Source organism: Pseudomonas sp. Soil_N_39 (assembly GCF_057655955.1).
Map to the genome: position 1 here is coordinate 185,232 of NZ_JBDGLI010000003.1, position 20,053 is coordinate 205,284.

The 20,053-nt window shown below is 62.0% G+C and carries 17 protein-coding genes; 8 read left to right on the forward strand and 9 right to left on the reverse strand.

Translation table 11 applies throughout. The annotated features are described in order from the left end of the window. Window positions 1-51: 51 nt before the first annotated feature. From AC3A5O_RS05585 to AC3A5O_RS05600, 4 genes are read right to left on the reverse strand one after another with little or no spacing between them, the layout of a single operon-like run. Window positions 52-1,215 (reverse strand): DUF4350 domain-containing protein, encoded by a 1,164-nt coding sequence (locus AC3A5O_RS05585; RefSeq protein ID WP_460082083.1) that lies wholly within the window; start codon window positions 1,213-1,215, stop codon window positions 52-54. Next, window positions 1,212-2,753 (reverse strand): DUF4129 domain-containing protein, encoded by a 1,542-nt coding sequence (locus AC3A5O_RS05590; RefSeq protein ID WP_487752925.1) that lies wholly within the window; start codon window positions 2,751-2,753, stop codon window positions 1,212-1,214. The genes AC3A5O_RS05585 and AC3A5O_RS05590 overlap by 4 nt, the downstream gene beginning before the upstream one ends. Then, complete coding sequence (locus tag AC3A5O_RS05595) at window positions 2,740-3,714, reverse strand: stage II sporulation protein M (protein WP_305491015.1); 975 nt, start codon at window positions 3,712-3,714, stop codon at window positions 2,740-2,742. Before AC3A5O_RS05595 ends, AC3A5O_RS05590 begins: the two co-directional genes overlap by 14 nt. Next, window positions 3,711-4,436 carry an RDD family protein gene (locus tag AC3A5O_RS05600; protein ID WP_305468256.1) on the reverse strand — a complete coding sequence of 242 codons (726 nt, stop codon included), beginning with the start codon at window positions 4,434-4,436 and terminating at the stop codon, window positions 3,711-3,713. The genes AC3A5O_RS05595 and AC3A5O_RS05600 overlap by 4 nt, the downstream gene beginning before the upstream one ends. 512 nt (window positions 4,437-4,948) lie before the next feature. On the opposite strand from AC3A5O_RS05600, the gene sbcB reads away from it, so the two are divergent. Then, window positions 4,949-6,385, forward strand: a complete 1,437-nt coding sequence (gene sbcB / locus AC3A5O_RS05605; protein WP_487752926.1) for an exodeoxyribonuclease I — start codon at window positions 4,949-4,951, stop codon at window positions 6,383-6,385. Between the two features lie 81 nt (window positions 6,386-6,466). On the opposite strand, the gene mvaT is transcribed toward sbcB, so the two are convergent. Next, window positions 6,467-6,844: a histone-like nucleoid-structuring protein MvaT gene (mvaT, locus tag AC3A5O_RS05610; protein WP_003205091.1), complete on the reverse strand. Its 378-nt coding sequence runs from the start codon at window positions 6,842-6,844 to the stop codon at window positions 6,467-6,469. A 305-nt stretch (window positions 6,845-7,149) separates the two neighbouring features. Here mvaT and purU point away from each other — a divergent pair, with 305 nt between their 5' ends. Continuing rightward, complete coding sequence (gene purU, locus AC3A5O_RS05615; protein WP_122569403.1) at window positions 7,150-7,998, forward strand: formyltetrahydrofolate deformylase; 849 nt, start codon at window positions 7,150-7,152, stop codon at window positions 7,996-7,998. A gap of 129 nt (window positions 7,999-8,127) precedes the next feature. Then, the gene (locus AC3A5O_RS05620) at window positions 8,128-8,301 is read left to right on the forward strand and encodes a hypothetical protein (RefSeq protein WP_163006898.1); all 174 of its coding nucleotides are present in this window, start codon (window positions 8,128-8,130) and stop codon (window positions 8,299-8,301) included. Between the two features lie 4 nt (window positions 8,302-8,305). On the opposite strand, the gene gpgF is transcribed toward AC3A5O_RS05620, so the two are convergent. From gpgF to gpgS, 3 genes are all read right to left on the reverse strand, one after another. After that, window positions 8,306-9,301, reverse strand: a complete 996-nt coding sequence (gene gpgF, locus AC3A5O_RS05625) for a glucosaminyl phosphatidylglycerol flippase (protein ID WP_122569402.1) — start codon at window positions 9,299-9,301, stop codon at window positions 8,306-8,308. Continuing rightward, on the reverse strand, window positions 9,298-10,062 hold the full coding sequence (gene gpgD, locus AC3A5O_RS05630) for an N-acetylglucosaminyl phosphatidylglycerol deacetylase (protein ID WP_487753012.1): 765 nt from the start codon (window positions 10,060-10,062) through the stop codon (window positions 9,298-9,300). The genes gpgF and gpgD overlap by 4 nt, the downstream gene beginning before the upstream one ends. A gap of 179 nt (window positions 10,063-10,241) precedes the next feature. Then, complete coding sequence (gene gpgS / locus AC3A5O_RS05635) at window positions 10,242-11,333, reverse strand: N-acetylglucosaminyl phosphatidylglycerol synthase (protein ID WP_487752927.1); 1,092 nt, start codon at window positions 11,331-11,333, stop codon at window positions 10,242-10,244. 328 nt (window positions 11,334-11,661) lie between these two features. Here gpgS and AC3A5O_RS05640 point away from each other — a divergent pair, with 328 nt between their 5' ends. Then, window positions 11,662-13,152, forward strand: coding sequence for a helicase HerA-like domain-containing protein (locus AC3A5O_RS05640; RefSeq protein ID WP_487752928.1), 1,491 nt, complete (start codon window positions 11,662-11,664; stop codon window positions 13,150-13,152). 272 nt (window positions 13,153-13,424) lie between these two features. Here the strand turns inward: AC3A5O_RS05640 and AC3A5O_RS05645 are convergent, their stop codons facing one another. Beyond that, window positions 13,425-13,880, reverse strand: a complete 456-nt coding sequence (locus tag AC3A5O_RS05645) for a DUF721 domain-containing protein (RefSeq protein WP_064107032.1) — start codon at window positions 13,878-13,880, stop codon at window positions 13,425-13,427. Between the two features lie 307 nt (window positions 13,881-14,187). Here AC3A5O_RS05645 and secA point away from each other — a divergent pair, with 307 nt between their 5' ends. The 4 genes from secA to AC3A5O_RS05665 all read left to right on the forward strand — a co-directional run bounded on the left by secA (window position 14,188) and on the right by AC3A5O_RS05665 (window position 19,998). After that, the gene (secA, locus tag AC3A5O_RS05650) at window positions 14,188-16,923 is read left to right on the forward strand and encodes a preprotein translocase subunit SecA (RefSeq protein ID WP_122569399.1); all 2,736 of its coding nucleotides are present in this window, start codon (window positions 14,188-14,190) and stop codon (window positions 16,921-16,923) included. A 123-nt stretch (window positions 16,924-17,046) separates the two neighbouring features. Further along, on the forward strand, window positions 17,047-18,264 hold the full coding sequence (gene argJ / locus AC3A5O_RS05655; protein WP_487752929.1) for a bifunctional glutamate N-acetyltransferase/amino-acid acetyltransferase ArgJ: 1,218 nt from the start codon (window positions 17,047-17,049) through the stop codon (window positions 18,262-18,264). Window positions 18,265-18,424: 160 nt separating this feature from the next. Beyond that, entirely contained in the window at window positions 18,425-19,057 is a 633-nt protein-coding gene (locus tag AC3A5O_RS05660; RefSeq protein WP_487752930.1) for a glutathione S-transferase family protein, read from the forward strand. Further along, on the forward strand, window positions 19,054-19,998 hold the full coding sequence (locus AC3A5O_RS05665) for a Nudix family hydrolase (RefSeq protein WP_354336339.1): 945 nt from the start codon (window positions 19,054-19,056) through the stop codon (window positions 19,996-19,998). Before AC3A5O_RS05660 ends, AC3A5O_RS05665 begins: the two co-directional genes overlap by 4 nt. Window positions 19,999-20,053 lie beyond the last annotated feature (55 nt).

Consider the following 20,053-nt stretch of genomic DNA (forward strand, 5'->3'; position numbering starts at 1 on the left):
GCCGTAAGATAGATGATTCCCAGTAATTTTGCGGATTTTTTTGCGGAAAATTTATAGAGCATTCCTGAGGGTTTGCAAATGGGCGACCTGGCGGCAGAACTCGGCGCTGGACATCCGCTGTTTCGGCCGTGGGCTCAAGGCCTGGCTGATGGCCCGTGTGGGTTGCCGGGTCAGGCGGGCGAGTACCTGCCATTGTTCGGCGACGGCCAGTTGTTCGAAGCCTGGGTGAAGATGGCGTGCCCGGCGCAGCACGTCTTGTTGCAAGGCGTGCAACAGGTGCTGCTGGCCGTTGTGGCGCAGGTGGAAACCGGCGCTGGCCTGCACGTGTTCTTCCAACTGACGCCGCGCCTGGGAGGCCGGGGGTTGCAGCGGGCCGTGGCGCACCGCCGAACGCCAGAACCACAGGGCAACCAAGGCCAGCAGTGCCACCAGCGCCTGGGGGAAATAGCGCAGCAACAGGGTCAGCAGGGTGTCGTGGTCGGTGTTGAACAGCAGGGTGACGTCCGTGTCGGCGCTCAAATACCAGAGCAGCCAGGCGTTGTCGTACTGGTCGATGGCGTCGTTCTTCCACAGCTCGGCGTCGGTGATCACGGTGATCGAGCCCAGGCCAAGGTTCAATTGCATCATGTGGGTCGACGCCGCGCTGTTGGCCCAGGCTTGGGCCAGGTTGTGCGGGTCTTCCAGGTGGAAGTCGGTGTCGAAGCCGGCATACGCTGGCGCCTCTTCGTCTTCCAGGTAGAGCTTGGTCAGTTCCGGGTAACGGTCCTTGATCAGTTCGGGCGCGGGCTCCTTGAGGTCTTCGCTCAGGAGTTGGCGCAGGCGCACGCGGTCGAGCAGCAGGTCGCCGCTGCTGCCGGTGCTCTTGTCCCACAAGGCTTCGGCCACAAAGACCAGGCGTCCGCCGGCCCGGGTCCAGTTCATCAACTGTTCGACTTCCCGTGGCGTCATGTGGGTGCGCTCGCCCAGCAACAGCAGGCTGTGCTGACGTGGCTCCAGTGTGGGCAGCACTTCCAGGCTGTTGGCGTGCTCGACATTGATCCCCCGCTGGCGCAGGAACAGTTCGGCGGCCAGGTAAGGGTTGGCCTGGGCTTGCGGGGAGGGGCCGTGTTCGACGACCTCTTCATAAGGCACGGCCTTGCTGTAGAGATAAAAACCGAATACGCACACCACGGCGGCCAGCACGGCGCCGATCAGCCACCCCGCGTGCCGGCTCATCGAGACACTCCCGGTCCGAACAGCCCGCGCCAGCCGTCACACAGTTCCTGTTGCAGGTGGGTCGGCGGTGGGCGATGCCCATAGGCAATGTTCTGCCAATGCACGGTCAGGCTTTGGCTGAAGCCCAACAGGTTGTCCTGTTTGAGCTGTTCGACGCGTTGCAGCACCTGGCCTTCGGTGTCGGACGGTTTCAAGGGGAGCTTGAAGTCATGGTGCAACCGGCTGAGCAATGCCCGGTACAGCAGGCCCAAGGCTTCACGGGGTTGCGTGGCCCATAGCTGTTCGACGCTGGCGGCGACGTCGGTCGGCAGGCTTTCTTCACGAATATCCAGGCCGAACATGTGGGCCGGCGCTGCGCGTTCCACGGGCAGGCGTTGCGTCGGTCGGCGATTGACCAGGGCTTTGAGCCGTTCCCGGTAGTGCCAGGCCAGCCAGACGATCGCACCCACCAGGCAGGCCCACAGCGCGACCTGGATCAGCGCGGCGGCGATGTCGAAGCGTTGGCCGCCGAGCCATTTGAACAGCGCCTTGAGCCAGCTCGGTTTGGCCTCGGTTTCGTCGGCGGATTCGGCGGTTTCTTCGCCGAAACGATAACGGGTGACGGTCTCGGGGTTCTTGAATGGCGGGGCGTCGAGGATCGCCTTGATGCTGTCCCGGGAAGCTTCGCTGGTAAGGGGCTGGTTGAGCAGCCGCGGGCTGTCGGGGCCGCTGTTGTCTTCAGCGGCAAACGCCGGGGGCGCCAGTGGCAGCATCACCAGGGCCAGCAGCAACAATGCCGGGGCCACGCCGCTCAGGCGTTGGCGCAGGCGCCGGAACACCAGCTCGATGTCCCACGCCTCGAGGATCGTGCGCCGGTTCAGGTAGAGGCTAAAGCCGCAGGCGACGTACACCGGCTCCCACAAGATCAGCAGCAGCGGGTAGAGGAAGTTGACCAGGTGCTCGAACCACAACCAGTCCTGCTCGGCCGCTGACACCAGCATTTCCCAGTCCCATTGCAGTTCGACTTGTTGCGGCACGAACAGGTAGAACAGGGCCATCAGGCCGAACCACAGGGCGGTTTCCAGGTGCATACCGATAATGGTCAACCATTGCGCCGCGCCGCGGTTGCGTTGCAGCAACACCTGTATGCGTTGCGCCCGCGCCTCACCGGCGAGCCCTTCGAGTTGCACCACCGGCAGCAGGAAGCTGCGACTCAGGCTCAGCCGGCGCCAGGTCAGGCTGGCCAGCAACTGGGGCTTGAGCAGCGCCGGCCATTGGCGCAGGGCCTGCCTCAAGGTGGGGGTTTCGCCAAACAGCGCCTTGGACAGAATGTAGAGGGGCAAACGGTCAAAGGCCGGTTTCAACCACCAGAACAGCATCACCACCAGGGACGGTGAATCCCACAGCAGCAGGGTCAGCAACAGGTACACCGGCAGCGTGATGATCGCCCAACTGGTCATTAGCAGGCGTCGATGCTGCTGGCTCATCAATATGCCAAGGTCCATGGCTTCCCAGGTGGTGCGTGGACGGATGACGACGGTGGCATCACTCAGGCGCATGGCGGACCCGTCCGGCAAGCGACAGATAGCTGATGACCAACAGCCACAGCAAGGCGCCCACCGTGTATTTGGTGGCGGGTGTCACCGCGCTGGAGGACCAGTAGGCCTCGATGAACGCGGCAATGAGCAGGAACAGCATCACCCCGCCGATCATCAGCACGCTTTTACCCGCCGCAAGCCGCAAGGCCTCGCCCCGGGTCAGGCGCCCCGGGGCGATCAAGGCCCAGCCCAGTTGCAGGCCCGCGGCACCGGCCAGGACGATGGCGGTGAGTTCAAAGGCACCGTGGCCGATCACGAACGACCAGAACGTTCCCCCGGAGCCGATCTGGGTCAGGTGCCCGGCCACCGCGCCAATGGTCAGGCCATTGAAAAACAGGAAGAACGCGCTGCCCAGCCCAAACATCAAGCCACTGGCGAACGTCTGAAAGGCAATGCCGATGTTGTGCATGATGTAGTAGCCGAACATGACCCAGTCCTCGCTGGCTGCCCGTTCGACCGAACGCCCCAAGTGCCCGGAGGCCGGGTCATACATGCTGCGGATCTGGCTGATTTCGTCGGCGCCCAGCACGCTGTAGACCAGTTCCGGGAACAGGTAGACCAGCAGCCCGATGCCCACCAGGCTGCCCAGGAACATCAGGCTGGCGGCCAGCACGAAGCGCCATTGTTCACGTACCAGGCGAGGGAAACCGACCAGGATAAAGGTCGAAAGGCTAGCCGAGGGGCGGCTGCGATCCCGGTAGAGTTGCTGGTGGCCGCGCAGCGCCAGTTGTTGCAGGGTGTCGACCAGCAAGCTGCTGTAGCCCCGGGCCTGGGCCAGCGCCAGGTGATGGCAAAGGCGTCGGTAGGCGGCGGGGAAGTCACCGCTCTGGGGCACGTTGCGGCTGCGTTCCAATTGATCGAGTTGCCGGGACAGGTGCTCCCATTCTCCTTGGTGGCGACTTTCGAACAGGCTTTGCTTCATGTCGGCCCCAGCAGGCCGCGGGCGATGCCATTGAGTTCGGCGGTGGCGTTCGGCCCCTGGACGTTCAGTGGTGCGGCCAGGATCGCCGCCAGTTCGTTGACCCGCGCCTGGGACAATTCTGCCTGGCGTTCGGCGAAGCCCAGCACGGCGCGTTGCTCATGCAGGTTCAGGGGGAAAGGCGTGCGTATCGGCGAGGCCATGGGCAATGCGGGGCGTTTGACCGGTTGTTCGCGATACACCACCAGCGTGCCGGCAGCGAGGTCGCCCAGGCGCTTGAACGCCGGATGTTGCAGGCAGCAGATGGCGCCGAAGGTGTAGCCGAAGGGCAGCATGTCGACGAAACGCAGCAGGTTGCGGATCAACGATGCCGACCAGCCGATGGGCCGGCCATCGTCCTGCACCACGCGCAGCCCCATGATCTGCTTGCCGGGAGAGCGCCCTTGGTTGAGTACCTCGAACAACACCATGTACCACCAGCTGACGACAAACAGCAGGATGGAGCCCAGGCCGAGCCCCAGCTCGCCGAAAAACGCCAGGACCAGGAAAAAAACACCCAGGACCAACCCGCGTATGCCCAAATCGATGGCGAAGGCGATTGCACGCGGCATCAACCCCGCCGGACGCAGCGGCAGGTCGATGCCCTCCGGCGTTTCCACCTGATAACGCGTGTCCAGGGGCGCGGGCAGCGTCGCGTTCCTTTGCAGTGCTGGTGTCTCGAGCATGGGCAACCTGTGATGGGCCAGACCGAATGTTCAATCTCGGCCCAGATGCTAGCAGTCTTCGCGCGGGCAAACGATAGAACAGTGTGGGGCATTTCATGGTTTGCAACAGGATTGAGAGGGCGAACACTGTCTGCATCATCTTGTGGGATTGAACATCGCAGCCGTGAGCACCGGCGTTCAACTGTGGGAGCGGGCTTGCCCGAGAAGGCGTCGGAACATCCAGCATTGATGCAAACTGAGTCACCGCTATCGCGAGCAAGCCCGCTCCCACAGGGGATTTAGGGTGAATACAAATCCTGCAATCGCCCGAAAAACCATTGTGGGAGCGGGCTTGCCCGCGAAGGCGTCGGAACATCCAGTATTGATGCAAGCTGAGTCACCGCTTTCGCGAGCAAGCTCGCTCCCACAGAGGGGGATGGAACCCCGTGCTGGCATTCAAAAGTTACAGCACTGCTGGTCTCAGGCGGGTTCAAGCGCCTAGACTTCGCCAGTCTTCAGTTCAGGAACAACCCGTGACTTCCATCTTCTGGTACGACTACGAAACCACCGGCATCAACCCGCGTTGCGACCGGCCCTTGCAGGTGGCGGGTATCCGTACCGATTTCGAGCTCAATGAAATCGACGAACCGGTGAACCTGTATTGCCGCCCCAGCGATGACATCCTGCCGCATCCGGCAGCCTGTGCGATTACCGGCATCACCCCGACGTGCCTGGCCGAGAAAGGCTTGAGCGAAGCCGATTTCATGACCCGCGTCCACGCGCAGTTGGCCGCGCCCGGTACCTGTGGCGCCGGCTACAACACGCTGCGCTTCGACGATGAAATGACTCGCTACAGCCTCTATCGGAATTTCTTCGACCCGTACGCGCGGGAATGGCAGGGCGGTAACAGTCGCTGGGACTTGATCGACCTGGTGCGCGCGGCCTATGCGCTGCGCCCGCAAGGCATTGTCTGGCCGCAAGAGGATGGACGCGTCACCCTCAAGCTCGAACGCCTGACCGCCGCCAATGGCATCGATCATGGCCAGGCCCACGATGCGTTATCGGACGTGCGCGCAACCATCGCCCTGGCCCGTCTGATCCGTCAGCGGCAACCCCGGCTCTACGACTGGTTGTTCCAGCTACGCAGCAAACAGAAGGTGATGGACCAGATCCGCCTGTTGCAGCCGATGGTGCATATTTCCGGTCGCTTCTCGGCGGCGCGCAACTACATCGGCGTGGTATTGCCGCTGGCCTGGCACCCGAAAAACCGCAACGCCCTGATTGTCTGCGATCTGCACCTGGACCCCCAGGGCTTGTTGGATCACGACGCCGAAACCCTGCGCCAGCGTTTATATACTCGCCGTGAAGAACTGCTCGAAGGTGAGTTGCCGGTGCCGCTCAAGCTTATCCACATCAACAAATGCCCGGTGGTCGCGCCGTTGTCGGTACTGCGCGTCGAGGACCAGCAGCGGCTGGCACTGGACATGGAAAGCTATCAACAGCGTGCATTGCGGCTAACTGACGCACAGAAAGTTTGGCAGGATAAACTTCAGGCTATTTATGGCCGTGAGGATTTCACCGCCAGCGAGGATCCCGAGCAACAGTTATACGCGGGCTTCTTGGGTGATCGTGATCGGCGTTTATGTGAACAAGTGCGCATGGCGGACCCGGCGCAGTTGGCTCAAGAGCACTGGCCTTTCGATGATGAGCGTCTGCCGGAACTATTGTTCCGATATCGTGCACGCAACTTTCCAGAGACCTTGAATCCCGAAGAGCAGGGGCGTTGGAGAATTTTCTGTCAACAACGTCTGGCCGCCCCGGAATGGGGGGCGCCTAATACCCTGCAAAGTTTTGACGAGGCGATGGGAGAGTGGATGGCCCTGTCTACGCCAATGCAGCAAGAAGTACTCGCGCAGTGGCAGGGCTACAGCCAGCAATTGCGCAAACGTTTAAGCCTGGAATCGCAATGAGATGAAAAGATAACAGGCATAAAAAAACGCCAGTCATCACTGGCGTTTTTTGTTCGCAAAGAAGCTTGCGCCGCGGCGGGCTTAGCCCAGCAGGGTTGCCCAACCTTCTACCACGTCACCGCCCCACTTGGCTTTCCACTCTTTCAGAGTCTTGTGGTTGCCACCTTTGGTTTCGATGACTTCGCCGTTGTGCGGGTTCTTGTATTGCTTAACTTTGCGAGCGCGCTTGGTGCCAGTAGTTTTGACGGCGCCACGTGGCGCTTTGCTCGACTTGGCTTCTGGGTCCAGCAGGGCAATGATGTCACGCAGCGACTTGGAGTATTCGCCCATCAGCGTGCGCAGTTTGCCTTCGAATTCCAGCTCGGTTTGCAGTTTGTCGTCTTGCGACAGGTTTTTCAGGCGAGCTTGCAGTTCTTTGATGGCTTCTTCTGTGGCGCGGTATTCATTGATCAAGGACATGTGGACTACCTTATGTAGGACGCGGGTGACAAGGAGACAGTGCGGCAATAGTAATCAGACAGTTTCATCAAGTAAACATTTAACCGATGTTTTATTTAATTAATTAGTGCTGCACCACAAAAATGCCTCTTGCAGTTAAATACCGCGACAGATGTTTTCACATCTGTCCCTCATATAACCCGCCTTCCCGGGCTTCGCAGGCCATGGCCTGGGCTGTCCCCCGTGATTCGGCGTGTCATCGATACTGCAGTTTTGCCGCGCAATGGCTAGAATGGCCGCCTTTGCGAAGTTCTGGAGTTTCCCTAATGCGCACTTTTCGTCTGGTGATTGCTTGCCCGGACCGCGTCGGCATCGTTGCTAAAGTCAGTAACTTTCTGGCGTCCCATAACGGCTGGATCACCGAAGCGAGCCATCACTCGGACAATCAAAGCGGTTGGTTTTTCATGCGTCACGAGATTCGTGCCGACTCGCTGCCCTTCGGCATTGAAGCCTTTCGTGAAGCGTTCGCACCCATTGCCGAAGAGTTCTCGATGGACTGGCGCATCACCGACACCGCGCAGAAAAAACGCGTGGTGCTGATGGCCAGCCGCGAGTCTCATTGCCTGGCTGACCTGTTGCACCGCTGGCACAGCGATGAGCTCGATTGCGACATCGCCTGTGTGATTTCCAACCATGACGATTTGCGCAGCATGGTGGAATGGCACGGCATCCCGTATTACCACGTACCGGTCAACCCGCAGGACAAGCACCCGGCGTTCGCCGAAGTCTCGCGGCTGGTCAAGCACCACGACGCCGAGGTGGTGGTGCTGGCCCGCTACATGCAGATCCTGCCACCGGCCTTGTGCAGCGAATACGCCCATAAGGTCATCAACATCCACCACAGTTTCCTGCCATCGTTCGTCGGGGCCAAGCCGTACCACCAGGCGTCGATGCGCGGTGTGAAGCTGATTGGCGCCACCTGTCACTACGTGACCGAAGAGCTGGATGCCGGCCCGATCATCGAGCAGGACGTGGTGCGTGTCAGCCACAGCGACAGCATCGAAGACATGGTGCGTTTCGGCCGTGACGTAGAGAAGATGGTGTTGGCCCGAGGCCTGCGTTATCACCTGGAAGACCGGGTGCTGGTGCATGGCAACAAGACCGTGGTCTTCTGACTACACTGCAAGGGGCCTGGACGAGCGATCGCCAGGCCTTTTTGTTTACTAAAGAACAACGATGTCCCTGTGGCGAGGGAGCAAGCTCCCTCGCCACGGTACATGCAACCTCAAAGGGAGGAACGCGCCATGACCGATCCATTGGACAAAGCCACCTCCAAGGCGCCAGCCACCCTGGGCGAGGGCTGTCTGAGCCGCTATGACCCCGACGCGTTGAGCCCGGAGGACGGCACCGAGTTTCCCGATGCCGCACAATTGTGGGAGCAACTGCATCCCCAGGACGAGCCCGAACAGGCGCCGTGACCGGTCAGGCCTGCCTGAGCCGGACCAGCTTCTTGATCAATGGCCGCCCGACCATCAGAAAGAACACCGGCCCGCCGGCCACCAGGTAAAAGTAATAGGTCACCGCCCGCCAGATCAGGATCGCCGCCGCTGCGGTGGACTTGCCCACCATGGGGGCCAACAGCGCCGCTGAGGTCAATTCGGCCGCCCCGGCACCGCCCGGCAGCAGGCTGAACTGTCCCGCGCTCAAGGACAGCATCTGGATCAGGAAACTCCAGGCCCACTGCAAATCCGCCCCCAGCCCCTTCAAGGCCAGGTACAACACGCTGTAGCGCAGCGCCCAATGCAGGCAGGTCAGGCCGAAAACCTGGAACAGCGTCTGTCGCGGCAGTTTCAACGTGTCGGTGAACGCCGCGAGGAAGTTCAGGATCTTGCGGCCCCAGCGTTGGCGGGTGGCGGTCTTTACCCGTAAGTGCCGCAGCACACGAGCGCCCAGCAGGATCAGCCGGCGGTGATAACGGGCCACCAGCACGCAGCCGCACAGCCCGCTAAACAATGAAATCGCGCTCAACGCCAGCATCCATTCCAGGCGCTGGCTGAGGTTCTGGAACAGCGCGTAGAACAGAATGCCCACCAAGGCGCAGAGGAAGAACAGCAAGTCGCTCAGTTGATCCATGGCAAACACCGCGCTGCCATGGGCTGGGCGTACGCCGTTGCGCGCCAGCAGGGCCATCAGCGTCAGCGGGCCACCACTGCCACCGGGTGTCGCACACATGGCGAACTCGGTGGACATCACCACGCCCATGCTTTTCCATCGGCCGATGCGCCCACGGTATTCACCCAGTAACAGGCGCAAGCGCACGGAATTCAAACCCCAGCACAGCACGATCATGCCGAGCATGGTCAGCAGCAGTGGCAGGGGAAAGCGCTGCACCCGCGACCACATTTCCCCGCCACCGACCAGCAACGGCACCAACAGCGCCGTGAGCAAGGCGACGCCCAGCCAGATCAGCCGTTTCATGCGGCGCTGCGGGCCTGCAGCCCCTGGGTCGCCAGCCAGCCGACCTTGGTCATCGGCACGCGACCGTCGTTGAGCAAGCGTTCGAGGGTACGCAGCCAATAGTTGCGGGAAAACCCGTGGCGCATGTCCACCGGGTGCAGGCCCAGGCGAATCACCGGGGCTTGGCGCCAGCGCTGTTCACGCTGGTCGCTGATGACTTTAGACAGGCCACGGCGCCAGGCACTGCGGGCACTCCAGACCAGCCCTGGCGCGTCGATGGCGGTGAAGTCGGGCAGGCGATAGAGGTGTTGGGTATCGCTGGTGTAGCTCAGCGGCAACTGGCGCAAGGCCCGGCGCGTGCCTTCGCTCATCAGCCAGGCCGGAGCGACGAAACCTTCCAACGGCCAGCGGTAACGCTCAAAGGTTTCGATCCCGGCGCGCAGGCGGGCGAGGGCGGCGGCCTCGGACAGGTGGTAGAACTCGCCCTCATGGGTATAGACCCGGCGCATGAACCAATCCTTGGGGTGGCGGGCGGCAGGGCCGTCGTCGCAATGGTAGTAACCATGCAACACCAGTTCGTCGCCGCGCTCGACCCGGCTGTCGAGCAGGCGGCGAAAGCCGGGATGAGCCTCCAGCGCATTGGTGCGGTGAAAGTCCGGTACCACCAGCCAGGTCATCGGCACCTGGCCGAGGGCATCCACGGCTTCGACGAAGGGCTGGTAGTCGGGCCAGGTTTGCGGTGCCACGTCATGCAGCACCAAGAGCACGCTAGTGTCCTGTATCACAAATACTGTTCCTTTTTGACGGTGTCTGTTGTCGTCATGCTGCGTTGCCGCTCCTCGCTATAGCGGGCTATGACTCGTCGCGGCGCCGTGCCTGACGACAACAGCCACTCGCCAAGAAAGAAACGTATTTGCGAAACAGGACACTGGGCGAATGATTCATCGACACGGACCTCGCCTCACCCATTGGCCAGCAACGGCATTTGTTCGCCGAGCACGGCGTAGTAATGCCCCAGCAAGCTGTTGACCACGGTGTCCCAGGCGTAATGACGCTCCACATGCCGGCGCGCCAGCAGGCCCCGGCGCTGGCAGCCTTCGGCAAACAGTTGCCGCACGGCATTGGCCATGGCCTGGGGATTGTTGGGTGTGCACAGCAGGCCACAGTCCTCATGGACGATTTCGGTGAAAGCCCCGGCCGCCACCGCCACCACGGGAATACCGCTGGCCATGGCTTCGAGGATCACCAGGCCGAAGGTTTCCTGGTCGCCGGCGTGCAGCAGGGCATCGGCGCTGGCCATGAGCCGGGCAACTTGCGGCGCCGGGCAGAATTCGTCGACCACCGTGACGTTGTCCGGCACTATGGCGGGCATCGACGAGCCCACCAACAACAGGTGATAGCGTTCGCCCAGGCGTTTCATGCACTTGAGCAACACCGGCAGGTTTTTTTCCTTGGAACCACGACCGGCGAAAATCAGCAGGCGCGTGTCTTCGGCGATACCCAGTTCGGCCCGCAGTTCCGGGTCGCGGGCGGCGGGGGTGAAGGTTTGCAGGTCGACGCCCAACGGTTGCACGAAGACGTTCTTGACCCCCAGCCCGGTCAGTTTGTCGGCCATGACCTGGCTCGGCGCCAGGACCCGGTCGAAATTGCCGTACAACTTGCTGACATAGGCTTCGATGTTGGGAGTGAACCAGTTGCCCATGCGGTTGCTCACCAGCAGCGGCAGGTCGGAGTGATAGAAACCGATGACGGGCACGTCGAGCTGACGGCGGGCGTCCAATGCGGCCCAGGCGGTGAGGTACGGATCACCGACTTCGATCAGATCCGGTTGCAGATCGCGCAGGACGTTGCGCCACGGCGCCAGGCGAAGGGGGAAACGATAGCCCTTGCCGAACGGCAGCGCCGGGGCTGGAACCTTGTAGATGCCGTCGTGCTCGCTCAAATGCGCGCCCGGGATCAACAGGCTGTGGCGAATGCCGGGCCGATCGCCCAGGCGCCGGTGCTTGGCATCCAGATAAGTGCGCACGCCTCCGCTGGCGGGGGCGTAGAACATGGTTATGTCCGCTATATGCACGATGAACGTCCCTCCGGTCTGTGTTCTCCTGTGTTGACCTTTAGTAAGAATAGATGTTCGGTTGGGGTTGTGGGGCGGGAGCGTTGCCAGTGGGTATTGCTGGGTTTGACGGGGCCTCATCGCGAGCAAGCTCGCCCCCACAGGGATTTGGGTCGGGCACAGATCCAATGTGGGAGCGAGCTTGCTCGCGATAGGGCCACCCCAGGCGCAGACTATTATTTCCTGACGCCAGGGCCTTAACGCGCCAGGCATGCTTTTATATAAGCGTGCAAAATGGCGTCATATCGCAAACACCACGGGTGACCACATGCCTGACTCATCGCAACTCGTTATCGGCGCCGACCTCAGCGGCCAGCCCATCGCCCAGGCCATGCGCCTGGCGAACCGTCATGGTCTGGTGGCGGGCGCCACCGGTACCGGTAAGACCGTCACCTTGCAGCGCCTGGCGGAAATGTTCAGCGATGCCGGCGTGGCGGTGTTCGCGGCGGACATCAAGGGGGACCTGTGCGGCCTGGGCGCGGCCGGCAACCCCCAGGGCAAGAGCGCCGAGCGCATCGCTGGCATGCCCTGGCTCAACCACAAGCCCCAAGCTTATCCGGTGACCTTGTGGGATATCCACGGTCAGTCCGGTCATCCGCTGCGCACCACTTTGAGTGAAATGGGCCCGTTGTTGATCGGCAGTCTGCTGGAGCTAACGGACAGCCAGCAGTCGGCGCTCTACGCCGCGTTCAAGGTGGCCGACCGCGAGGGCCTGTTGCTGCTGGACCTCAAGGACCTGAAAGCGCTGCTCAATCATCTCAAGGACAACCCCGAGTTGCTGGGGGACGACGCGGCGCTGATGACCACCGGCTCCAGCCAGGCGCTGCTGCGGCGCCTGTCCACCCTGGAACAGCAGGGCGCGGACGCGTTGTTCGGCGAACCAGCCTTGCAACTCGAAGACATCCTGCAACCGGCCAGCGATGGCCGTGGCCGCATCCACTTGCTCGACGCCAGCCGCCTGGTCCACGAAGCGCCGAAGGTCTATGCGACGTTCCTGCTGTGGCTGCTGGCCGAGCTGTTCGAGCAATTGCCCGAGCGCGGCGATGCGGACAAACCGCTGCTGGCGCTGTTCTTCGATGAGGCACACTTGCTCTTTGCCGGTACGCCCAAGGCCTTGCAGGAACGCTTGGAGCAAGTGGTGCGGCTGATCCGCTCCAAGGGCGTGGGGGTGTATTTCGTGACCCAGTCGCCGGGCGACTTGCCGGACGATGTGCTGGCGCAGTTGGGGTTGCGCATCCAGCACGGGTTGCGGGCCTTTACGGCCAAGGAACAGAAATCCCTGCGGGCGGTGGCCGACGGTTTCCGGCCCAACCCGCAGTTCGATGCTTTGGCGGTGCTCACTGAACTGGGCATTGGTGAGGCCTTGGTGGGCACCTTGCAGGAAAAAGGCACGCCGGAAATGGTCCAGCGGGTGTTGGTGGCTCCGCCACAATCGCGCATCGGGCCGCTGACCGAGACCGAGCGCGCCGGCTTGATCAACAGTTCGTCGCTGCAAGGGCGCTACGACAAACCCATTGATCGTGAATCGGCCTATGAAGTGCTGATGGGGCGCAAGGGGTTGGAGCCCCAGGCCGAAGCGGTACCGGGCAAGCCCACGGCCAAAGAACCGAGTTTCACCGAAAAGGCCGGCGAGTTCCTCGGCACGGCAGCCGGCCAGGCGCTTAAATCGGCGATGCGCCAGGCGGCCAATCAATTGGGCCGGCAATTGGTGCGCGGGTTGATGGGGTCGTTGCTGGGGGGCAGTAAGCGGCGCCGATAGCCAGGACCGAGTCGCCCCTTTCGCGAGCAAGCCCGCTCCCACAATGGATCTGCGGCAGGCACACATGTTGCGCCCGGCAGAAATCTACTGTGGGAGCGGGCTTGCTCGCGAAGGCGGTTTAGCAGGCGAAGCATGTGCCGGTTGATCTGCCGCTATCGCGAGCAAGCTCGCTCCCACAAGGGATTGGCGTTGTGCAAAAAATAAGTGTCCGCCGCAGATCCCCTGTGGGAGCGAGCTTGCTCGCGATAACTATCTAACAGGCGCTGAAAATCTCAACCCTTGGGCCGCGCATGTGCCGCCAACCGCTCCAGCGCCGCCCGCAGGTTGGGATCGGTGATGCCGTCCGCCGTGGCCTGGATGGTCGCCGCGGCGTCGGTGGACAAATCCAGCGTATGTCCCTTGGCGCCGACCTGGACGGTGGGCGGTTGTACCTTGAACAGGATCCGCGTCAGGTTGGCGAACTCTTCGAACGCCTGCAATTGACGCAGCAGGCGCTTTTGCTGGTAACGCAAACGCGTGGCCCAGTGGCCGTCGGTGACGATCAGCAACAAACTGCCTTCGCGCCAGGACGCCACGTGACAATGCTCGCGCGCGGCCGGTTGCAGCTGGCTGTCCAGCAGGCGTTGCAGGTGACCCAGGCGTCTGGCGTGGCCAAAGATGGCTTTCAGCGGCTTGGCTTCGCGCAGCAGAACGGCGGGTGCCTTGGCTGGAAGAGGGCGGAAGGCCATGAATGAATACCGCAAGTGACAGAGGCGCCATGGTAGCAGAAAGCGCCGGATGCGCTTCGACCCTCTCGCCCAGCGGCTTTTGGCTACACAATCAGTGAGTAACTTCTGCGCTTTGTGGGTTGAAGTTCGCGCAAAAGCCCTTATTTTAGGGTGGCCCCGTCACAGCGCTGTGCCAGCATCGTGGAATAACGCCACTTTCCTCTCCATCGTTTCCGGGTAGAATGCTCGTTCGCATGCGGCCATGAGGGCTGCACGGGCGACTCATGGGGCCGCCCTCCATCCCTTTAGTGTGGAAGATCCTGCCGATATGTTTGCGCCTTTGTTAAAGAAACTTTTTGGAAGCAAGAACGAGCGTGAAGTCAAGCGCATGCTCAAGACGGTACAGACTGTCAATGCCTTCGAAGAGCAAATGGTGGCCCTTTCGGACGATCAGTTACGCGCCAAGACTGCCGAATTCAAGGACCGCATCGCCAAGGGGGAAACCCTTGACCAGCTCCTGCCCGAAGCCTTTGCGGTTGCCCGTGAAGCCGGCAAGCGGATCATGGGCATGCGCCACTTCGACGTTCAGTTGATCGGCGGCATGACCTTGCACGAAGGCAAGATCGCCGAAATGCGTACCGGTGAGGGCAAGACCCTCGTGGCGACCCTGGGCGTATACCTCAACGCGCTGTCCGGCAAGGGCGTGCACGTGGTGACGGTCAACGACTACCTGGCCCGCCGCGACGCCAACTGGATGCGCCCGCTCTACGAATTCCTCGGCCTGACCGTCGGCGTCGTCACGCCGTTCCAGCCGCCGGAAGAGAAGCGCGCCGCCTACGCTGCCGACATCACCTACGGCACCAACAACGAATTCGGGTTCGACTACCTGCGCGACAACATGGCGTTCAGCATGGAAGAAAAATTCCAGCGTGAACTCAACTTTGCCGTGATCGACGAAGTCGACTCCATCCTCATCGACGAAGCCCGTACCCCGCTGATCATCTCCGGTCAGGCCGAGGACAGCTCCAAGCTGTACATCGAGATCAACAAACTGATCCCGCAGCTCAAGTTGCACGTCGAGGAAGTCGAAGGCGAAGTGACCCAGGCCGGGCACTACTCGGTCGACGAGAAGACCCGCCAGGTCGAACTCAACGAGGCCGGTCACCAGTTCGTCGAGGAAATGCTCACCCGCGTTGGTTTGCTGGCCGAAGGCGAGAGCCTGTACTCGGCCCACAACCTGGGCTTGCTGACCCACGTCTATGCCGGCTTGCGTGCCCACAAGCTGTTCAATCGCAACGTCGAATACATCGTGCAGGACGGCCAGGTCGTGCTGGTGGACGAACACACCGGCCGTACCATGCCGGGTCGTCGCCTGTCCGAAGGCCTGCACCAGGCCATCGAAGCCAAGGAAGGCCTGAACATCCAGGCCGAGAGCCAGACCCTGGCCTCGACCACCTTCCAGAACTATTTCCGCCTGTACAACAAGCTGTCCGGCATGACCGGTACCGCGGACACCGAAGCCTTCGAATTCCACCAGATCTACGGCCTGCAAGTGGTGGTGATTCCGCCGAACAAGCCGCTGGCTCGCAAGGACTACAACGACCTGGTGTTCCTGACCGCCGAAGAGAAGTACGCGGCGATCATCAACGACATCAAGGAAGGCATGGCCCAGGGCCGTCCGATCCTGGTGGGGACCGCCACCATCGAGACCTCCGAGCACATGTCCGCCCTGCTCGAAAAGGAAGGCATCGAGCACAAGGTCCTCAACGCCAAGTTCCACGAGAAGGAAGCCGAGATCATCGCCCAGGCCGGTCGCCCGGGTGCGCTGACCATCGCCACCAACATGGCGGGCCGTGGTACCGACATCCTGCTGGGCGGCAACTGGGAAGTGGAAGTCGCCAGCCTGGAAAACCCGACCCCCGAGCAGATCGCGCAGATCAAGGCCGACTGGCAGAAGCGTCACCAGCAGGTGCTCGAGTCCGGCGGTTTGCAGGTGATCGCGTCCGAGCGTCACGAATCGCGTCGTATCGACAACCAACTGCGTGGCCGTGCCGGTCGCCAGGGTGACGCCGGTTCCAGCCGTTTCTACCTGTCCCTGGAAGACAGCCTGATGCGCATCTTCGCCTCTGACCGGGTGAAGAACTTCATGAAGGCCCTGGGCATGCAGCCCGGCGAGGCGATCGAGCACCGCATGGTGACCAACGCCATCGAGAAGGCCCAGCGCAAGGTCGAAGGACGCAACTTCGATATCCGCAAGCAATTGCTCGAGTTCGACGACGTCAACAACGAACAGCGTAAAGTGATCTATCACATGCGTAACAGTTTGTTGGCCGCCGACAACATTGGCGAAACCATCGCCGATTTCCGCCAGGACGTGCTCAACGCCACCGTCAGCGCTCACATCCCGCCGCAGTCGCTGCCGGAACAGTGGGATGTCGCTGGCCTGGAAGCCGCCTTGCAGAGCGACTTCGGCGTGGCCTTGCCGATCCAGCAATGGCTCGACGAAGACGATCACCTGTACGAAGAAACCCTGCGCGAAAAACTGCTGGCCGAGCTGATCGCTGCCTACAACGAGAAGGAAGACCAGGCGGGCGCCGAAGCACTGCGCTCCTTCGAGAAGCAGATTGTGCTGCGGGTACTGGACGATTTGTGGAAAGACCACCTGTCGACCATGGATCACCTGCGCCACGGTATCCATTTGCGTGGCTACGCCCAGAAGAACCCGAAGCAGGAGTACAAGCGCGAGTCCTACACGCTGTTCTCCGAGTTGCTCGACTCGATCAAGCGCGACTCGATCCGTGTGCTGTCCCACGTTCAGGTTCGCCGCGAAGACCCGGCCGAAGAAGAAGCACGCCTGCGCCAGGAAGCCGAAGCCCTGGCCGCGCGCATGCAGTTCGAACACGCCGAAGCTCCTGGCCTGGAAGTGGTCGCCGAAGAGGGCGTCGATGTGGATGTCGCCCTGGCGACCGCACCGGTGCGCAACGAGCAGAAGCTGGGCCGTAACGAACTGTGCTATTGCGGTTCGGGCAAGAAATACAAGCATTGCCACGGGCAGATCCAATAAACCCGTTTCAACGCTGAACGACCCACGCCGCGACCGGATTTTATCCGTCGCGGCGTTTTGCCATTTTGATTCGCCGTCTCGATAAGGACGGCGTCGATAGACATCTAATTTAGGAGCGCATTCATGGCTGTTGGTCTTGGTCCGTTGCCAACGTTGCACCCGGTTGCCGGTTTTGAACTCGGTATTGCCTCGGCGGGCATCAAGCGCCCCGGGCGCAAGGACGTCGTGGTCATGCGTTGCGCCGAAGGCTCGACGGTGGCGGGTGTGTTCACCCTCAACGCCTTCTGTGCCGCGCCGGTCATCCTGGCCAAGCAACGCGTTCAGGGGCCGGTACGTTACCTGCTGACCAACACCGGTAACGCCAACGCCGGCACCGGCGCGCCTGGTTTGGCCGCCGCCGAGCGCACCTGCGCCAAGCTGGCGGAATTGACCGGCGTCGACGCCAGCCAAGTGCTGCCGTATTCCACCGGTGTGATCGGCGAACCTCTGCCGGTCGAGAAGATCGAAGGCGCACTGCAAGCCGCCCTCGATGATCTGTCGGAAAACAACTGGGCCGCGGCCGCCACCGGCATCATGACCACCGACACCTTGCCCAAGGGCGCGAGCCGCCAGTTCGAGCATGATGGCGTGACCATCACTGTCACCGGCATCAGCAAAGGCGCCGGCATGATCCGCCCGAACATGGCGACCATGCTCGGCTACATCGCCACCGACGCCAAAGTCTCGCGCCAAGTGCTGCAAGACCTGATGCTCGACGGCGCCAACAAGTCGTTCAACCGCATCACCATCGATGGCGACACCTCCACCAACGACTGCTGCATGCTGATCGCCACCGGCCAGGCCAACCTGCCGGAGATCACCGAGGCCAGCGGCCCGCTGTTCGCCGCCTTGAAGCAGGCGGTATTCGAAGTGTGCATGGAAGTGGCCCAGGCCATCGTCCGTGATGGTGAAGGCGCGACCAAGTTCGTGACCGTGCAGGTTAACGGTGGTGGCAACCATCAGGAATGCCTGGATGTCGGCTACACCGTGGCCCACTCGCCGCTGATCAAGACCGCGCTGTTCGCCTCCGATCCGAACTGGGGCCGTATCCTTGCCGCCGTCGGCCGGGCTGGCGTACCGGAGCTGGACGTGAGCAAGATCGACGTGTTCCTCGGTGAAGTCTGTATCGCCAGCCAAGGTGCCCGTGCTTCGACCTACACCGAAGCCCAAGGGGCAGCGGTGATGCAGCAGGAAGAGATCACCATTCGTATCGAGTTGGGACGGGGTGATTGCAGCGAAACCATCTGGACCACTGATCTGTCCCACGAGTACGTCAAGATCAACGCTGAGTACCGGACTTAAACCGTTCGGGACCGAGTTGTTGCCATCGCGAGCAAGCTCGCTCCCACAGGGATTTGCGGGGTGACTGAGAAAGTGTTCACACCACCGATACCCTGTGGGAGCGAGCTTGCTCGCGATGGCGCCAGTACAGCCACCTCAGAACCATAAGAAAGGAATCCACATGAGCCTGCACCTGATCATCGGCGATAAAGATCTATCCTCCTGGTCCCTGCGCGGCGCGTTGGCCCTGGCGCTGACCGGCGCGAAGTACACCGAAGAGCTGGTCAGGCTCGACCAGCCCGATACCCGTGAGAAGCTGCTCAAGTATTCGACCACGGCCAAGGTCCCGTTGCTCAAGACCGACTTCGGCGTGATCGCCGATTCCCTGGCGATTGCCGAATATCTGGCCGAACAGTTTCCCGAGGCCAATCTCTGGCCCAAGGATGTGGCTGCCCGGGCCCAGGCGCGCTCGGCCTGTGCGCAAATGCACAGCGGTTTTTTCGCCCTCCGTAACCACATGCCCATGGATCTGCTGCACGATGCGCCGCTGTCGCCGATGCCATCTGACGTGCAGGCGGAAATCCAGCGGATGCTGGCGCTATGGGCGGAGTGCCGTGCGGCGGCCTCCGAAACCGGTCCTTATCTGTTCGGTACCCTGAGCCTGGCCGATGCTTTTTTTGCTCCTGTTGCCGTGCGCTTGCGTACCTATCAAATAGAGCTGCCGGAAGTCGATGCGGCCTACGTCGAAACCCTATATCAATGGCCAGCGTTCAAGGCGTGGCAACAGGCTGGCCTGGAGGACACTGCGCGGTGAAACGAGTCCATGTGGCGGCAGCGGTCATTCGCGATGCCGCCGGTAAAATCCTGATCGCCCGACGGGCCGATACCCAGCACCAGGGCGGCTTGTGGGAATTTCCTGGCGGCAAGGTCGAGGCCGACGAATCCGTCGAAACCGCCCTGGCCCGCGAACTTCATGAAGAGCTGGGCATTGTCGTCGATGCCGCCCGGCCGTTGATCAAGGTGCGTCACGATTACCCGGACAAACAGGTGTTGCTGGATGTCTGGGAAGTCTCGGCGTTCACCGGCGAGCCCCACGGCGCCGAAGGGCAGCCGTTGGCCTGGGTGACGGCCCGCGACCTGACGAACCATGAGTTTCCGGCGGCCAATCAGCCGATCGTCGCCGCGGCCCGTTTGCCGGGTGAATACCTGATTACCCCTGAAGGCCTTGAGACGCCGGCCTTGCTGCGCGGTATGCAGAAGGCGATTGCTGGCGGGATCAAGTTGGTCCAGCTCCGTGCCCCCAACGGCTACGACCCGCAATACCGCGACCTGGCGGTGGATGCGGCGGGGTTGTGTGCCGGCAAGGCCCAACTGATGCTCAAGGGACCGTTCGAATGGCTGGGGGATTTTCCTTCCGCTGGTTGGCACATTACCGCCGCGCAACTGCGCAAGCATGCTGCGGCCGGTCGACCGTTCGGCAAGGACCGCTGGCTGGCGGCCTCCTGCCATAACGCCGAGGAACTGGCCCTGGCGCAGCAGATGGACGTGGACTTCGTGACGCTTTCGCCGGTGCAGCCGACTCAGACCCATCCCGATGCGCAGCCGTTGGGCTGGGAAGAGGCGACGCGGTTGATCGAGGGCTTCAACCGGCCGGTCTATCTGTTGGGTGGGGTAGGGCCCGGCGAACGGCAAAAAGCTTGGGAAGCCGGGGCGCAGGGTGTGGCGGGGATTCGGGCGTTTTGGCCTGAATCTTGAGCTTGAGAATGTGGTGCAGCAACTGACGCTATCGCGAGCAAGCTCGCTCCCACAC

Bases quoted from the DNA above. Each gene is read 5' to 3' on its own strand.
- AC3A5O_RS05600 (WP_305468256.1), bottom strand. From the start codon at position 4,436: ATGCTCGAGACACCAGCACTGCAAAGGAACGCGACGCTGCCCGCGCCC.
- AC3A5O_RS05620 (WP_163006898.1), top strand. From the start codon at position 8,128: ATGACCGATCCATTGGACAAAGCCACCTCCAAGGCGCCAGCCACCCTG.
- argJ (WP_487752929.1), top strand. From the start codon at position 17,047: ATGGCTGTTGGTCTTGGTCCGTTGCCAACGTTGCACCCGGTTGCCGGT.
- AC3A5O_RS05645 (WP_064107032.1), bottom strand. From the start codon at position 13,880: ATGGCCTTCCGCCCTCTTCCAGCCAAGGCACCCGCCGTTCTGCTGCGC.
- AC3A5O_RS05590 (WP_487752925.1), bottom strand. From the start codon at position 2,753: ATGCGCCTGAGTGATGCCACCGTCGTCATCCGTCCACGCACCACCTGG.
- mvaT (WP_003205091.1), bottom strand. From the start codon at position 6,844: ATGTCCTTGATCAATGAATACCGCGCCACAGAAGAAGCCATCAAAGAA.
- secA (WP_122569399.1), top strand. From the start codon at position 14,188: ATGTTTGCGCCTTTGTTAAAGAAACTTTTTGGAAGCAAGAACGAGCGT.
- AC3A5O_RS05660 (WP_487752930.1), top strand. From the start codon at position 18,425: ATGAGCCTGCACCTGATCATCGGCGATAAAGATCTATCCTCCTGGTCC.
- purU (WP_122569403.1), top strand. From the start codon at position 7,150: ATGCGCACTTTTCGTCTGGTGATTGCTTGCCCGGACCGCGTCGGCATC.
- AC3A5O_RS05585 (WP_460082083.1), bottom strand. From the start codon at position 1,215: ATGAGCCGGCACGCGGGGTGGCTGATCGGCGCCGTGCTGGCCGCCGTG.
- AC3A5O_RS05595 (WP_305491015.1), bottom strand. From the start codon at position 3,714: ATGAAGCAAAGCCTGTTCGAAAGTCGCCACCAAGGAGAATGGGAGCAC.
- AC3A5O_RS05640 (WP_487752928.1), top strand. From the start codon at position 11,662: ATGCCTGACTCATCGCAACTCGTTATCGGCGCCGACCTCAGCGGCCAG.
- gpgS (WP_487752927.1), bottom strand. From the start codon at position 11,333: ATGTTCTACGCCCCCGCCAGCGGAGGCGTGCGCACTTATCTGGATGCC.
- gpgF (WP_122569402.1), bottom strand. From the start codon at position 9,301: ATGAAACGGCTGATCTGGCTGGGCGTCGCCTTGCTCACGGCGCTGTTG.